Source organism: Zoogloea ramigera, assembly GCF_006539865.1.
GTDB classification, from domain to species: Bacteria; Pseudomonadota; Gammaproteobacteria; order Burkholderiales; family Rhodocyclaceae; genus Zoogloea; species Zoogloea ramigera.
Genome location: NZ_BJNV01000061.1, coordinates 1 through 13572 on the forward strand (window position 1 = coordinate 1; position 13572 = coordinate 13572).

The 13572-nt window shown below is 66.5% G+C and carries 15 protein-coding genes; 6 read left to right on the top strand and 9 right to left on the bottom strand.

Features of this window, described 5'->3' with window-relative positions; genetic code table 11:
• Positions 1-122: 122 nt before the first annotated feature.
• Both nfsB and ZRA01_RS15660 read right to left on the bottom strand, forming a co-directional pair.
• Entirely contained in the window at positions 123-776 is a 654-nt protein-coding gene (gene nfsB / locus ZRA01_RS15655) for an oxygen-insensitive NAD(P)H nitroreductase (RefSeq protein ID WP_141353897.1), read from the bottom strand.
• A gap of 34 nt (positions 777-810) precedes the next feature.
• A complete protein-coding gene (locus ZRA01_RS15660; RefSeq protein ID WP_141353899.1) occupies positions 811-1059 on the bottom strand; it encodes a hypothetical protein in 249 nt (82 codons plus the stop codon).
• 122 nt (positions 1060-1181) lie between these two features.
• On the opposite strand from ZRA01_RS15660, the gene ZRA01_RS15665 reads away from it, so the two are divergent.
• The 4 genes from ZRA01_RS15665 (at position 1182) to gstA (ending at position 4598) form a co-directional block, all read left to right on the top strand.
• A complete protein-coding gene (locus ZRA01_RS15665; protein WP_141353901.1) occupies positions 1182-1703 on the top strand; it encodes a YkgJ family cysteine cluster protein in 522 nt (173 codons plus the stop codon).
• 68 nt (positions 1704-1771) lie between these two features.
• Positions 1772-2089, top strand: coding sequence for a Na+ dependent nucleoside transporter N-terminal domain-containing protein (locus ZRA01_RS15670; RefSeq protein WP_141353903.1), 318 nt, complete (start codon positions 1772-1774; stop codon positions 2087-2089).
• Between the two features lie 479 nt (positions 2090-2568).
• Positions 2569-3246, top strand: coding sequence for a hypothetical protein (locus tag ZRA01_RS21115; protein ID WP_246093695.1), 678 nt, complete (start codon positions 2569-2571; stop codon positions 3244-3246).
• A 746-nt stretch (positions 3247-3992) separates the two neighbouring features.
• Positions 3993-4598, top strand: coding sequence for a glutathione transferase GstA (gstA, locus tag ZRA01_RS15685; RefSeq protein ID WP_141353905.1), 606 nt, complete (start codon positions 3993-3995; stop codon positions 4596-4598).
• A 565-nt stretch (positions 4599-5163) separates the two neighbouring features.
• Here the strand turns inward: gstA and ZRA01_RS15690 are convergent.
• From ZRA01_RS15690 to pqqA, 7 genes are all read right to left on the bottom strand, one after another.
• Positions 5164-5484: a hypothetical protein gene (locus ZRA01_RS15690; RefSeq protein ID WP_141353907.1), complete on the bottom strand. Its 321-nt coding sequence runs from the start codon at positions 5482-5484 to the stop codon at positions 5164-5166.
• A 350-nt stretch (positions 5485-5834) separates the two neighbouring features.
• Positions 5835-7325 (bottom strand): hypothetical protein, encoded by a 1491-nt coding sequence (locus tag ZRA01_RS15695; protein ID WP_141353909.1) that lies wholly within the window; start codon positions 7323-7325, stop codon positions 5835-5837.
• Between the two features lie 76 nt (positions 7326-7401).
• Complete coding sequence (pqqE, locus tag ZRA01_RS15700) at positions 7402-8529, bottom strand: pyrroloquinoline quinone biosynthesis protein PqqE (RefSeq protein ID WP_141353911.1); 1128 nt, start codon at positions 8527-8529, stop codon at positions 7402-7404.
• Positions 8526-8798 carry a pyrroloquinoline quinone biosynthesis peptide chaperone PqqD gene (gene pqqD, locus ZRA01_RS15705; RefSeq protein WP_141353913.1) on the bottom strand — a complete coding sequence of 91 codons (273 nt, stop codon included), beginning with the start codon at positions 8796-8798 and terminating at the stop codon, positions 8526-8528. Before pqqD ends, pqqE begins: the two co-directional genes overlap by 4 nt.
• Entirely contained in the window at positions 8798-9601 is an 804-nt protein-coding gene (pqqC, locus tag ZRA01_RS15710; protein ID WP_141353915.1) for a pyrroloquinoline-quinone synthase PqqC, read from the bottom strand. Before pqqC ends, pqqD begins: the two co-directional genes overlap by 1 nt.
• Before the next feature lie 11 nt (positions 9602-9612).
• Positions 9613-10533: a pyrroloquinoline quinone biosynthesis protein PqqB gene (pqqB, locus tag ZRA01_RS15715; RefSeq protein ID WP_141353917.1), complete on the bottom strand. Its 921-nt coding sequence runs from the start codon at positions 10531-10533 to the stop codon at positions 9613-9615.
• A gap of 59 nt (positions 10534-10592) precedes the next feature.
• A complete protein-coding gene (pqqA, locus tag ZRA01_RS15720) occupies positions 10593-10667 on the bottom strand; it encodes a pyrroloquinoline quinone precursor peptide PqqA (RefSeq protein ID WP_141353941.1) in 75 nt (24 codons plus the stop codon).
• A gap of 297 nt (positions 10668-10964) precedes the next feature.
• Here pqqA and ZRA01_RS15725 point away from each other — a divergent pair, with 297 nt between their 5' ends.
• Complete coding sequence (locus tag ZRA01_RS15725; protein WP_141353919.1) at positions 10965-11921, top strand: alpha/beta fold hydrolase; 957 nt, start codon at positions 10965-10967, stop codon at positions 11919-11921.
• A gap of 180 nt (positions 11922-12101) precedes the next feature.
• Positions 12102-13571 (top strand): ATP-binding protein, encoded by a 1470-nt coding sequence (locus ZRA01_RS15730; RefSeq protein ID WP_141353921.1) that lies wholly within the window; start codon positions 12102-12104, stop codon positions 13569-13571.
• Position 13572 lies beyond the last annotated feature (1 nt).

Consider the following 13572-nt stretch of genomic DNA (forward strand, 5'->3'; position numbering starts at 1 on the left):
TTTGGAAAAACGGAAATCGCGCCAACTAGCACAGTCTTCGCTACGTGTCGTTCGTGCCGGGCTCTACAAGCTGAGTTGTAGCCAGACCGACGCCAGCAGGCATCGGTCTGCGTGAGTGCGAATCAGAGCTCAGTGAATATCTCGGTTTCGGGCAGGCGGGATTTGGGTAATTTCGCGTTGAAGTCATCTTCACTTCGATAGCCCAGCGCGACCAGCACGACGCTGGTCAGGCCGCGTTCAGCGAGACCCAGTTCGGCATCGAGGAGCTGTGCGTCGAAGCCTTCCATGGGGCAGGCATCGATCTGCAGACTACCGGCGCCGAGGAGCAGCGTTCCGAGGGCGAGGTAAACTTGCCGCTCGATCCAGTAGCGTTCGTCCTTGAGCTCCGTCTGGTGCAAGCCGACGTAAAAGCGGCGGCTCTTGTCTTGGGTTGCCATGGCTTCTGGGGTGGCGAAGCGGCCGTCAGCTTGCTCCTGGTCCAGGACAGCGCTCAGGTGGGCGTCATCAAGAGTCTTGCGGGCGCAGAGCACGACCACATGGGAGGCGTTGCGGACCTTTGCTTCGTTGTAAGTGAAGCTGCCCTGGGTCGCCTTGGCGATGCGGGCCCGGCCCGCGGGCGTCGAGGCAATCAGGAAATGCCAGGGTTGGGAATTCACTGACGAAGGCGCGTTGCGCAGCAGCGTCCTCAGCTTTTCGATCGTTTCGTCGGGAATCTGTCGGGTCGGATCGAAGGCCTTGGCCGTGTGCCGAGTTTGAGAAATTCTTGAAATATCCATTGAAAGCTCCTGCTGTGATCCGGGGGCGTGAAGTTCAGCTTTCGCCGAGGTCGTAGGAGATGTCTTCGGTGCTCACCATGTCGTAGATCTGGTTTGCGAAATCGTCGTCGTAATCGGTGCTCCAGGTCCCATCTTTGTCATCGGCTATCAGCGGTTCGGCGCTCATGTCCAGATAGCGCCCATCGGCGATCTTCAGGATATCGATGCCGTCGCTGGTTTTTTCGACGCTCCAGGTGTCGGGGACTTCCATTTCCATCCTGATGGTGACGGTCAGCTTCTTCATGGGGCACTCCAGGGTTGTGATGGGCGAACTCTACCACCGGTGCTGGCGAAGCCTTCATCTGGCTGCTATCTTGATTTGTTCGGTGCAGGCCGCCTGGTGCCTGCCAGGCCTGAGGAGGATTCATGTCCGGGATCGCATCCCTATTCGAAATTCATGCGGACATCGACACGCGGGTCGGGTTGATCCGCGACGACCGGCCCGATTGGCTATGTGGCAAGGGCTGTGACAATTGCTGCAGGAGGCTGGCCGAAGTACCGCTTCTGACTCGTGCGGAGTGGGACTTGTTGCGTGAGGGGCTGGCCGTGTTGGCGGCTTCGCAACTCGACGAGATTGCCGGCAAGATCAGGGTTATGACCGACACCGTCGGGAGGCCGCTTGTTTGCCCGTTGCTCGAGGAGACCACCGGGGCCTGCCCGGTGTATGCCCACCGTCCGGTAGCCTGCCGAAGCTATGGATTTTATGTCGATCGGGGCCTTGGCCTGTATTGCCGCGATATCGAGGCCCTCGTCACAGCTGGCGAACTGGACGATGTAGTCTGGGGCAACCACGAGGTGATCGAGCGGCGGCTAACTACCCTTGAGCCCGGAAGGCCGCTGACCGAGTGGTTTGTGGCCTGGCGGCACGGCCAGGACCTGACGCCTTGAGAGCAGCCGTTCGTTCATTCACGGCTCCGTTGATCCAGCCGCTGATCGGCTAAGCGGCCTTTGTGGGTATGGTGTGGCTGCTTTCACAGCGCCGGCGGCATGTGCCCTGGCGGCGCACGGTGGCTGACGAAATCGCGCTGCAGGCGGTGTTTGCGGTGGCGATCCAGAAGTTTGCGGTGCAGCAGGCCGGGGCTGCCCTCAACGACGTCCTCATCGCCTTGCAGGACGCCACCCGGCCCGACTCTGCAATGGTCTTTGGCCATCTGGGTGTGGGTGCTGCGGTGGGTCTATCCAAGGCGGCCAATGTCTTTGTCGGGATGGTCGAAGTGCCGCTGCTGGTGAAACCTTACCTGGCCCATGTTCCTGGCCCATGTTTCGCGGGGTGAGGTGTTCGTGATCATCTTGGGGGCATCGCGGGGGTTGCGGGCACGGTGATGGGCTCTACGCGGGCGTCGTCGGCCGAGGGGCTCCAGCTGCTGAATATCGTCGCGATGCTGATCGTGCTGGTAGCGACGGTGGCCTTGCCAAACCCGATGCTGGCCGTGGTCCCTGCCGGGTCTGTCTAGCGCGGCAACGGCGCCGCTGGCCCCTGCACGAGCTAATCGCCTGCATCGAGCTCGTCCCGCGCAGACGGGTCTCCGGTACGCGTGACCACGCTATCCCGCGGCTGTGTGCGCGGTCGTGCTGCGGTCTCTCCAGGCTTGAATTTAAGGCTGTTGTTTTGTACAGTTGCCCTCAGATGAGGCCATGTGTGCGCCAGGTTTTCTGCCTAGGGAGACGACCGGCATGGTGCCGCATGGCTTTCACCTTATCCAGCCGAGTCCGCCCCGCAGGCCGGTCTTGCCGCTACCGTGACGCAAAGCCCATGAACCAGCAGATGAGTTTCGATTTCGCCCTCGACACAGCGGCCCCTGGGCGTGCTCCACGGGTGCCCCGTCGGCGTGCAGCGTTGCCGCATCCTCCGCCGTCGCAACTGCCACTGGAGTTGAGTTCCCTTGCTGCCGACAGGGGGCCGACGGCCCGCCCTTCCTTGGCCCGGCGGCCCCCGATCTTCCGTGCCGAGCCCGCCCCGGCCCGCCTCGGAGATGGCCGACAGTGGAGCGAGGGCGTCTGGACAGCTGCCGTCATCCGCAACCTGGATGACGACGGCTGGCTCGTCCAGGTGCGCCGGAACGGCGAAGCCGAGCCCGTGCTGTTGGCCCCGTGGGCCGCTGAACGGGATGCCTCTGAACCCAAACCCCTTGATCAGGCCGCCTTCAATGCCCTCGTCCGGACGGCCGCCGGCACGCTGGCGCGCCAGGCGCAGCAGCTTCATGCGAGCCTCCGCAAGCGTGTTGCGCTGAATCTGGATGGCTGCCGGTGGGAGGTCACGCTGGATGTCGTGCCCGATGAATACGAACCCCATGCCCTGCTTGCCGCGGTTGACGACGGCGGCGAGCGCGTGGCGGAGGAGAAGGTCCTGCCGGATTTCAAGCTGACAAGCGCCTCGGCTCAGGCCTGGATCGAGGCCGGCTTCCGCCACGCCGGTGGCGAGCTCTGGTAGATCGCAGGCCGCGGGGCGCCGCCTTGGTACGGGCATTGACAATGGCGCCTGCGCGCTTCGCCAACCTGCCAGTCGCATCCTGCGCCTGACGTCAAGACTCAAGGATGAAACTCGGCTGGGCGAGGGCGGATTTTGTTGATTCCACTGGCCGATAAGTCTTTCTGTTGAACAAGAACCTTGCCGGGGAGGGCTCATCCTAGCTCCCTGAACAAAAACATGCGGCCGATCACTTTCAGTGGGTTCGAGCCGGCGGACGCCCGCTTGGGCACGCCGCTCGCGCTGAGGTCATCGTCCCCATGCTGCTGATCCTGGAACTCACATGGCGGGTCTTCGCCAAGGTCGTCGAGCTGGGCTAGCTCACGCAGGTGAAAACCGTTTTCGATGTTCCTCAGGCGGTGGTCAGCCGTCAGGTCGCTCAGCTCGAGCAGTAACAGGGCACGCGGCTGTTCCGCCGAGCCGGCCGGGGGTGGAGCACACCGAGTTCTGCGAGTAGATCTGCCCACGCATGGACAGCCTCAAGCACGGTGAAGTGGTGAGCCTCACCTCCTGAGCGCCCCCAGGGCCGGGTTCCGCCCAGCCTGCTCCTGTTGGGGGGCAAGGAAACTTCGGGCGGCCTTGCGTTTCCTCGAGAGGCATCCGCGGTATGCTTTAACCTCGGGAGCCTGCCATCACGGCGCGGCTCCCGGATGTCATCTGAGTCCCACGTACAAACCCCCGCGCTCCCCCGCGGAAACAAAGGAGACCCCATGAAACTGTTCCTCAAGCCCGGCGCCTGCTCCCTCTCGCCCCACATCGCCCTCGAAGAGGCAGGCCTCAGCTACGAAACCGAGAACGTCGACCTCGCCAGCAAGAAGACCGCCAGCGGTGGCAACTTCTTCGAGGTGAACCCCAAGGGCTACGTTCCGGCCCTGCTGCTCGACTCCGGCGAGCTCCTCACCGAAGGCCCGGCCATCGTCCAGTACATCGCCGACCAGGCCCCCGCCAAAAAGCTCGCTCCCGCCAATGGCAGCCTGGCTCGCTACCAGTTCCAGGGCTGGCTCAACTTCATCGCCACCGAGATCCACAAGTCCTGCACCCCCTTCTTCAGCCCCCTCGCCAAGGACGACTGGAAGGGTGCCGCGCGCATCAACCTCGATCGCCGCCTCGGCCTGGTCAACGAGCACCTCGCCGACAAGCCCTACCTGATGGGCGACGAGTTCAGCGTGGCCGACGGCTACCTGTTCACCACCCTCAGCTGGATGAAATACATCGGCATCGACCTCGCCACACTCCCCAACCTCGCCGCCTTCCAGGCCCGTGTAGCAGCCCGTCCTGCGGTGCAGAAGGCGCTGAAGGACGAAGGGCTGGCCTGATACAGGCTCCTGCGACCAGGGTTTTCAGAAGGAAATCCTGGAGCCTGCAGCCGGCGCGTGATGTGCCGGCTTTTTTACGCCCGGCCTCGTCCGGCACAGTCCTGTAGGTGCGGAATCAGCCGCACGCGAGAGGCATCGTGATCTGTGCGCCGCTCTCGGTTGAGAGGCGGGCGTTTGGTGGCCCCGGATCTCAGTTTCCAGGCCCCGGATTTGAGTTTCTCGACCTCGGATTACTGTTTCCGGGGGCGAGATTAGCGTTTCTCAAGGCAGCATTACTGCTTCCAGGGAGCGGATTACTGTTTCCGAAGCGTGGATTACTGTTTCCAGGGCGCGCATTACTGTTTCCAGCCACCGGATTACTGTTTCCAGCCACCGGATTACCGTTTCCGGGCATCGAATCAGTGTTTCCTGGTACCGAATCTCAGTTTCCCGGCCTGGAGTAGTGTTTTCGGGTGGCGACGCTGACGAGCGAGGGTTCGCCGATCTGTTTGTGCGTCTGCTGTTGCGGCGGGTGGAGAGGGGTGAGCATCCCGCGGCGCACGGAGGCAGGGCGCGTGTTGAAACCTTACCCCTCCGACCCTTGCCACCCCATCAGCAGCCGGAATTCCGCGAGTCCGTAGATGAACGGGAAGGGGATGGCCGGGAGCATGTAGCCGATGCAGGTGTCGCCGGTGCAGCGCTGCAACAGCTCGATGTTCACGAAGCCCCACACCAGCGCCAGCCAGAAGGGGAAGGCCCAGTAGAACAGCCGGCTGGCCTTGATGACGGCGGGGCCGGTGATTCCGCGCCGGCGCCCGAGGCTGCCGGTGACGATCTGATACAAGCGCAAGGGCTCCATGACCGACCCAACAATGAGCAGGAGCATGATGAGGATCTTGAGGGTCATGTCGGGTGGCCCGGCGGGCGGCGTGGCAGGGGGCCGAGTTTACAGCAGCCGGCGGCGGCGCTGCCGCGCTTGTAAACGCGGATCGGCTGGCAAGCCTCGGCCTGCGCAGCTTCGAGATGGCGAAGATCATTTACGAGCTAGATCAGGATGATGCGGGATGCTCCGCTCGGAGTGGCCACTCAGATGCTCCGACGCTCGCGGTGATCCGTGCCACCAGAGTGGCGGGTGTGTGGTGCTCCGCCCCACGGCAAGGGTTGGCGACGGTATGACAGTGCCCATGCGGTGCTTGAGCTGGCGGAAAACGGCCGGTTGCCATGTTCAGGGTCATCCTTCTGGCGCATGTCTGCGGGCTACCCAGGGGCGGGCAGCCACACCAGCGGCAGCCCGCCCGGGCTGGCGGCGGCAGTGTCGCCGATGAAGGCGTCCGCCTGGCGTCGGGCGGCGGTGAAGCAGCGCTCAAGGCCGCTATGCGCCGCCTCGTCGGGGGCGTCGAAGTGGTCGCCGGGGCCGGCCTCGAGAAAATGCCGGGCGACGCTCACCGCGGTGTCCCGGTGATCCCGGAAGAGTGCCAGCCAGGCCGGCAGCTCGTCGGCCGAAACGCCGTCGGCGAGCCTGCCGCAGCGGGTGTAGAAGGCCAGCAGCGCATCCATGCAGCCGGCGTAGGTGGCGAGCGCCTGCGCCGCGCCGGGGTGATCGCCCAGGGCCAGGGCGGTGAACACCCGCAGCTGCAGCTGGCCCAGCCGGAAGGGCAGGCAGGCCAGCGGCGCGCCGGTGTCGGGGGCGACTTCCCGGGCGAGGGCGGCATCCAGCCTGCGCAGGGCGCTGCGTTTGGATTTGGCCAGGGCTGGATGGAAGCGGAAGGGCAGGGTGCTCTCGCGCTGGCCTGACGGTAGTGGCCCGCTGGCGGCGAGCACCCGCGCCCGCAGCGCGTCGGCCCGGGCGTCGAAGTCTTCTGCCGGGATCACCGTGAAGTGTGTTTCCAGCTCGGCCCGGAAGGCGTCGATGTGCGCCTCCGACAGGGGCTGGCGGTCGGGCAGCCACAGGGCCTTGCCGATGGCCAGCCCGGGCAGCGCCGCGTAGAAGCCGGCGTGGACGTTTTTGGTGAGGATGGCGTCGCGGTCGAAGATTACGCTGGCCCGGCCGGCGTGGCCGTGGTCGTGCAGGTACTGGAGCTCCCACAGCACGCTCTCGCTGAGGGACGACAGGTACACCACGAAGTAATCCATCCGCCCGGCGAGCTGGGCCACGTCACGCTGCCAGTGGTCGGCGTGCAGGAAGAAAGAGCGGATCGGTGTGCTGCAGAGCCGGGTCAGCGCCGGGTAGTCGCCGTAGAAATGGCGTTCGAGGGCCAGGGTTTCCCGTTCGAGATCGAGCGGGCTGAGGGCTTTGTAGACTTCGCAGTCGTGGCCGAGCAGGACACCGAGCCGGTGGTTGAAGCGGGTGCTGTCCACCGTGCTGAAACCCATCGCCAGGCCGCCGCCCACGCCCACCGCGGCCTGGTAGTCGAAGCCGCGCAGGTAGAGCACGCGCCGGGCCGTGGTCTGCCGGAGCAGGGCGTGATTGGCCTTTTTATGGCTGGCGTGGATGTAGAAATACAGCCCGCACAGCTGGGCCAGGATCTCGAGGTCGAAGGCGTTGAAGTCCACCAGGCACACGCGGAAGGCCGCATTCGGCCGCCCGTCGGCCCCGAGCAGGCCGGCCCGCCACCAGCGGTGGATGTTGCCCAGCACCACGTTGAGGTATTCCCGCATCCAGCGGAACAGGAAGTAACCGTGCAGGCTCCGCGCCGCGTCATACAGCGGCGTGGCATCGCGGACGGTGGTGTCGACCTGGGCGGGCATGGCGGCGGCGTGCTCCTGCCTCAAGCATAGTCGACGCCCGCCGGCCTGCCTGTCATGCCGCCGGATCAGGTTCTCGTCAATCTTGGCCGCAGAGGCGCCGGCTCTCCTTGGGGTCGCGGAAGATCAGCGGTTTGGTCGACGGCGCGGCGGTTTCGGCCTGTTCGAGGGCGGCGGCGACGTGTTCGTGGTGGGGGCTCTTCGGGCACACCGGGTCGGCGGCGTCAGGGTCGGCGGCCAGCAGGTAGGCCTGGCAGCGGCAGCCGCCGTAGTCCTTTTCCTTGTCCTCGCAGCTGGCGCAGGGCTCCTTCATCCAGCCGGTGCCGCGGTAGTGGTTGAAGCCTTCGGATTCGAACCAGACGTGGCGCAGGCTGTGCTCCTGCACGTTGGGGAAGTCGAGGCCGGGCAGCATGCGGGCGGTGTGGCAGGGCTGCGCGGTGCCGTCCGGGGTGACCGTGAGGAAGACGTTGCCCCAGCCGTTCATGCACTTCTTGGGCTTGCCCTCATGGTAGTCGGGCACCACGAAGAGGATGCGCATGCGCTCGGCCAGCCGCGCCTTCCATTCGTCGGTGACGGCCTCGGCGCGCCGCAGCTGCTCGCGGGACGGCATCAGCTGGTCGCGGTTGAGGAGCGCCCACGAGTAGTACTGGGCGTTGGCGAGCTCCAGGTATTCGGCGCCGAGGGCGTCGGCCATCTCGATGATGCGGCCGATGTGCTCGATGTTGAGGCGGTGGATGACCACGTTCATCACCATCGGCCAGCCGCGCGCCTTGATCATCTCGCCGACCCGCTGCTTGAGCTCGAAGGTTCGGGTGTGGGTGAGGAAGTCGTTGATCTCCCTGGATGAATCCTGGAAGGAGAGCTGGATGTGGTCGAGCCCGGCGGCCTTGAAGGCGTCGAGGCGGGCCTCGGTGAGGCCGACGCCGGAGGTGATCAGGTTGGTGTAGTAGCCGAGCCGGCGGGCTTCGGCGATGAGGACTTCCAGGTCGTCCCGCAGCAGCGGCTCGCCGCCCGAGAAGCCGCACTGCACGGCGCCCAGTTCGCGCCCCTCGTGCAGCACGCGCAGCCAGTCGTCGGTGGAGAGTTCATCCTCGTGGCGGGCGAAGTCCACCGGGTTGTAGCAGAACACGCAGTGCAGCGGGCAGCGGTAGGTGACTTCGGCCAGCAGCCACATGGGCGGGCCAATGGGGGCGGCGGGGGCGTTCATGGCGTGGGGGCGTCGAGGCGCAGCCAGCGTTTGCCGATGGCCATGGTGAGGAAGGCTTCGACCTCGGGGCGCAGGCCGGGGCTGGCGAAGGCCTGCTCGAGGTCGGCCACGATGGCGGCGATGTCGCGGTTGCCGTCGCAGCGGGCCAGGATCTCGCCGGCGCTCTGGTTGAGCCTGATCATCCCTTCCGGGTAGAGCAGCACGTGGCAGCTTTGCGCCGGCTCCCACTGGAAGCGGAAGCCGTGGCCGAGGCGGGGTGTGCCGTCCATCAGGCGGCCTTCCGGTCGGCGCCGGCGCCGGTGGTGACGCCCTGGGTGCCATAGTGCTGGCCCATCACGTCGTTCATCGACCACAGGATGTCGAGCTTGAACTTGAGGATCTGCACCGCGCGCTCCTGCATCGGGCGGGTGCGGAAGTGGTCGAGGGTGACCTGCAGGCCCTGCTCCACGTCCCGCGGAGCCTGGCTGGTGCGGTTGCGGAAATACTGCAGGCCCTCGGGCTCGATCCACGGGTAGTGCCCGGGCCAGGTGGCGAGGCGCTGGCGGTGGATGGCCGGCGCGAACAGCTCGGTGAGGGACGAGCAGACAGCCTCTTGCCACGGAGCGCGGCGGGCGAAATTGACGTAGGCGTCCACCGCAAAGCGCACGCCGGGCAGCACGTGGCGCAGGTCGGTGATCTCGGCGCGGGTCAGGCCGACGGCCTCGCCGAGGCGGATCCAGGCCTCGATGCCGCCGGCGTCGAGGAATTTCTCGCCATTCGGCAGGCCGTACTCGAAGCCGTCGTGGTCGAGGATGCGCTGCACCCAGCCGCGGCGCACCTCGCGGTCGGGGCAGTTGGCCATGATCGCGGCGTCCTTCACCGGGATGGCGATCTGGTAGTAGTAGCGGTTGGCCACCCAGCCGCGGATCTGCTCGGGCGTGGCGTGGCCAGTGTTGAGCATGACGTTGAACGGGTGGTGGATGTGGTACGACTTGCCGTTTTCGCGCAGCTGCGCCTCGAACTCGTCGCGGCTCCAGGCCGGGCGGCCGTCGTCGGCGTCGATGGATTCGGCAAGGATGTCGGCACGGATCATGGTGGTTCCCGTCAGAGGTCGATGCGCCAGCCGTCCTCGGCCACCTCGATGCCGCGCCGGGTGAGTTCGGCACGCTCGGGGGAGTCTTCGTCGAGGATGGGGTTGGTGTTGTTGATGTGGATGAGGATCTTGCGCACCCGCGCGGGCAACTCGCCCAGCCAGTCCATCATGCCGCCGGGGCCGGACTGGGGCAGGTGGCCGATGTCGCGGGCGGTCTTGGTCGACAGGCCGGCGGCGATCATCTCGTCGTCGGTCCAGAAAGTGCCGTCCACCATCACGCAGTCGGCATCAAGCATGCGGGCGAACACCTCGGGCGTGCGGGCGCCGAGGCCGGGGGCGTAGAACAGCTTGCGGCCGCTGGCCTGGTCGGTGATGGTCACGCCGATGTTGTCGCCGTCCACCGAGGCCTCGCGGTGCGGCGAGTAGGGCGCGGCCTTGCTCGACAGCGGCAGGGCCGAGAATTCGATGCCCGGCACGCCCGGCATCGCGAAGGGCGCGCCATCCAGCGGCACCGGGCGGCGGTCGACGCCGCAGTAGTGGCCGAGCACATTGAGCACCGGGTTGCCGGTGGTGAGGTCTTCATGCACCGGGTCGGCGCACCACAGGGGCATCGGCGTCTTCTGCTCGCGCAGCATGAACAGGCCCGTGGCGTGGTCGATCTGGCCGTCCACCAGCAGGATGCCGCCGATGCCGGTGTCGCGCAGGCGGCGGCCGGGCTGCAGTTCGGGCGTCGCCTTGATCTGCTGCAGGATGTCGGGCGAGGCGTTGAGCAGGGCCCAGTCGGCGCTGCCGTCGGCGGCCACGCAGATCGACGACTGGGTGCGCGGCCGGGCGCGCACGCTACCGCTGCGCACGCCGGCACAGTTGCGGCAGTTGCAGTTCCACTGGGGGAAGCCGCCGCCGGCTGCGGCGCCGAGAATGATGAGTTTCATGGTGATCCGTGGGCGGCCGCCACCCGCGGGGGGTTTGGCGGGTGGCTGGGCGCTGGCGCTTAGCGAGCGGCGATGTACATCGTGATTTCGAAGCCGAAGCGGAAGTCACAGGCGGTCGGGGTTTCCCATTTCATTTGATGTCTCCTTCAGGTGTTGGATACGGCGGCGATCGTGCCGCCGGCGCCCGGCACGATCGCGACGGGCTGGTTGTCACTATGGCACCGGGCTTTGCGCGGCTCGTCTGGATAAGCATTAAAGGGGGCTCATGATTTTCATGGAGTGGGGCGGGCGGCTGGGGGCGCGCGGGCACCAGGCGCTTCCCGCATGGGCCGGGGCTGCGCATTAATGCGCCCCGCCGGCCCCGTGAAACGCGGAATGCGCGCGTCCGAAGACGTCGCCGTCGATGGGAAGATCGCCGTTAAAATCGGCCGATGACGACGCTCTTCCCCCCCGCCGAGGCTTTCCGCACCCACTGGCTGCCGGTCGATGGCGGCCACCGCCTGTTTGTGGCCGAGTACGGCCGACCCGACGGGGTGCCGGTGCTGGTGCTCCACGGCGGCCCGGGCTCGGGCGGTTCGCCGCGGCTTGCCGGGTTGTTCGACCCGGCGCGGTTTCGCGTGATCGTGCCGGACCAGCGCGGCGCCGGGCGCAGCGAGCCGATGGGCGCCACCGCGGCCAACACCACCGCCCACCTGCTGGCCGACATCGACGTGATCCGCGCGGCGCTGGGGCTCAAACGCTGTTTCGTCGCCGGCGGCTCGTGGGGCGCCACGCTGGGCATCCTGTATGCCGCCCGGCGGCCGGCGCAGGTGAGCGGCCTGCTGCTGCGCAACCCCTTCCTGGCCCGGGCGGCGGATCTGGCCTGGTTCTTTGGGGGCGCCCGGCTGCGCCACCCGGAAGCCTGGCGGCGGTGGGCGGCGCTCGGCGCGCCCGAGGCGGATGGGGCGATGCTGCCGTGGCTGGCCGAGGTGTTCGCCAAACTCGATGTGCGGCAGGCCGGGCCCTGGGTGCAGGCCTGGCAGCGCTGGGAGTGTGCGCTGGCGGGGGTTCCGGCGGGGGGCACCCTGGGCGAGGCGGAGGTCGCCGCGCTGTTCCGCCGCTACCGGCTGCAGCTGCATTACTTCACGCAGGGCTGCTTCGTACCACCCGACGCGGTGCTGGAGGCGGTCGGTCGGCTGGTGGCGGGCCAGGTGCCCGTGCGGGTGGTGCAGGGCCTCGCCGACGACGTCTGCCCGGCCGCCGCGACCCGGCTGCTCGCCGCCCGGCTGCCGGCCGAGGCGTGCCGCTGGGTCGAGGGCGTCGGCCACGACCCCTTCGCACCGGCGATGGTCGCCGCGTCGATGGCGGCCTGGGCGGAGCTGTCGGGCGAGAAGGCCTGCGGGCGCTAGGGTCTTCAAGGTCTGGCGACCGGGGCCGTTATCCACGGAAGCTCGCGGGTTTCAGGTGAATCTGAAGCCGGCGCCTTGATCAAGGCCAAGGATTCCCGCGAGATGGCCTCCGAATGCCCTACGAATTGCTGCCGCCGCACTAGGTGGCACGGCCGTACGCTGTGAAGCACGTTGAAAAACATGATGGAGCTTGAAAGCGATTTCTCGGCGCTGTTCGCCCCGGAACCCGCGCCCACCGGCCTCGTGGCCGCGGTGCCCTGCTGGCAGGTGCTGCTGGTCGACGACGACGTCGATATCCACGCGGCGCTGCGGCTGTCGCTGCAGGACATGCTCGTCGAGGGGGTTCCGTTGCAGTTGCTCGACGCCTATTCCGCGGCGGAGGCGCGGGAGCTGCTTGCCCGGAACACGGAAATCGCGCTGATCCTGCTCGACGTGGTGATGGAGACCAGCGATGCCGGCCTGGCGCTGGTGCAGCATATCCGGCAAGAGAAGCGCAACCGCACGGTGCGCATCGTCCTATTGACCGGCCAGCCGGGCTATTCGCCCCAGCGCGAGATCGTCATGAATTACGAGATCGATGATTATCGACTCAAGTCCGACCTCAGCGCCGACAAGCTGTTTACCTGCGTGTATGCCGAGCTGCGCACCTACCAGGCCTTGCGGATGCTGGAGAAGAAGCGCCTCGTCGAGCAGCTGGCCGATGAGTTGCGGGGCGCCAACGCCCAGTTGAAGATCGAGATCGCCGAGCACCAGCGCGCGCAGGCGATTGCCGATGCGCGGATGCACGACCTGGTCGTCCTCAACAGAAAGCTGGAGGATGCGCAGAACAAGCTGCTGCAGTCCGAGAAGCTGGCCTCCATCGGCCTGCTGGCGGCCGGGGTGGCCCACGAGATGAACAATCCGATCGGCTTCGTCAATTCCAATCTGGGCACCTTGAAGCATTACGCGGAGAGCCTGCTGGCGATCCTCGACGCCTATGAGGCCGCCGAGGCCGGTGCCGAGCCGCGCTGTGCCGGGCTGTTTTCGAAGGCCACGGCGCTGAAGGCGGCCTGCGAGCTGGAATACCTGAAGGACGATCTGCGCCAGCTGTTCCGCGAGTCGCAGGACGGGCTCGACCGGGTCAGGAAGATCATCCAGTCGCTCAAGGATTTTTCCCGCACCGACGCGGCCGAGACCTGGCGCCTGGACGATATCAACCAGGGCCTGGAGAGCACCCTGTGCGTGGTGTGGAACGAGCTCAAGTACAAATGCGAGGTGCGCAAGGAATACGGCGATCTGCCGGCGATCGAGTGCGTCATGTCGAACCTCAACCAGGTTTTCATGAACCTGCTGGTCAACGCTGCGCATGCCATCCATGAGCAGGGCGTCGTGACCGTCCGCACCGGTTGCGCGGGTGATGAGGTGTGGGTCGAGATCGCCGACAACGGCGAGGGCATTGCGCCCGAGAACCTGTCGCATATCTTCGACCCCTTCTTCACCACCCGGGCGGTCGGCAAGGGGAGCGGCCTCGGGCTGTCCATTTCCTACGGCATCATCGAGAAGCACCACGGGCGCATCGAGGTGGAGAGCGAGCTCGGCCGGGGCACCCGCTTCCGCATCGGCCTGCCTGTCCGCCAGCCCGGCGAGCACTTGATGGAAGGAGGGGATTGAG

Coding starts and splice junctions, on each gene's coding strand:
- nfsB (WP_141353897.1), bottom strand. CDS start 776: ATGGATATTTCAAGAATTTCTCAAACTCGGCACACGGCCAAGGCCTTC.
- ZRA01_RS15660 (WP_141353899.1), bottom strand. CDS start 1,059: ATGAAGAAGCTGACCGTCACCATCAGGATGGAAATGGAAGTCCCCGAC.
- ZRA01_RS15665 (WP_141353901.1), top strand. CDS start 1,182: ATGTCCGGGATCGCATCCCTATTCGAAATTCATGCGGACATCGACACG.
- ZRA01_RS15670 (WP_141353903.1), top strand. CDS start 1,772: ATGGTGTGGCTGCTTTCACAGCGCCGGCGGCATGTGCCCTGGCGGCGC.
- ZRA01_RS21115 (WP_246093695.1), top strand. CDS start 2,569: ATGAACCAGCAGATGAGTTTCGATTTCGCCCTCGACACAGCGGCCCCT.
- gstA (WP_141353905.1), top strand. CDS start 3,993: ATGAAACTGTTCCTCAAGCCCGGCGCCTGCTCCCTCTCGCCCCACATC.
- ZRA01_RS15690 (WP_141353907.1), bottom strand. CDS start 5,484: ATGACCCTCAAGATCCTCATCATGCTCCTGCTCATTGTTGGGTCGGTC.
- ZRA01_RS15695 (WP_141353909.1), bottom strand. CDS start 7,325: ATGCCCGCCCAGGTCGACACCACCGTCCGCGATGCCACGCCGCTGTAT.
- pqqE (WP_141353911.1), bottom strand. CDS start 8,529: ATGAACGCCCCCGCCGCCCCCATTGGCCCGCCCATGTGGCTGCTGGCC.
- pqqD (WP_141353913.1), bottom strand. CDS start 8,798: ATGGACGGCACACCCCGCCTCGGCCACGGCTTCCGCTTCCAGTGGGAG.
- pqqC (WP_141353915.1), bottom strand. CDS start 9,601: ATGATCCGTGCCGACATCCTTGCCGAATCCATCGACGCCGACGACGGC.
- pqqB (WP_141353917.1), bottom strand. CDS start 10,533: ATGAAACTCATCATTCTCGGCGCCGCAGCCGGCGGCGGCTTCCCCCAG.
- ZRA01_RS15725 (WP_141353919.1), top strand. CDS start 10,965: ATGACGACGCTCTTCCCCCCCGCCGAGGCTTTCCGCACCCACTGGCTG.
- ZRA01_RS15730 (WP_141353921.1), top strand. CDS start 12,102: ATGATGGAGCTTGAAAGCGATTTCTCGGCGCTGTTCGCCCCGGAACCC.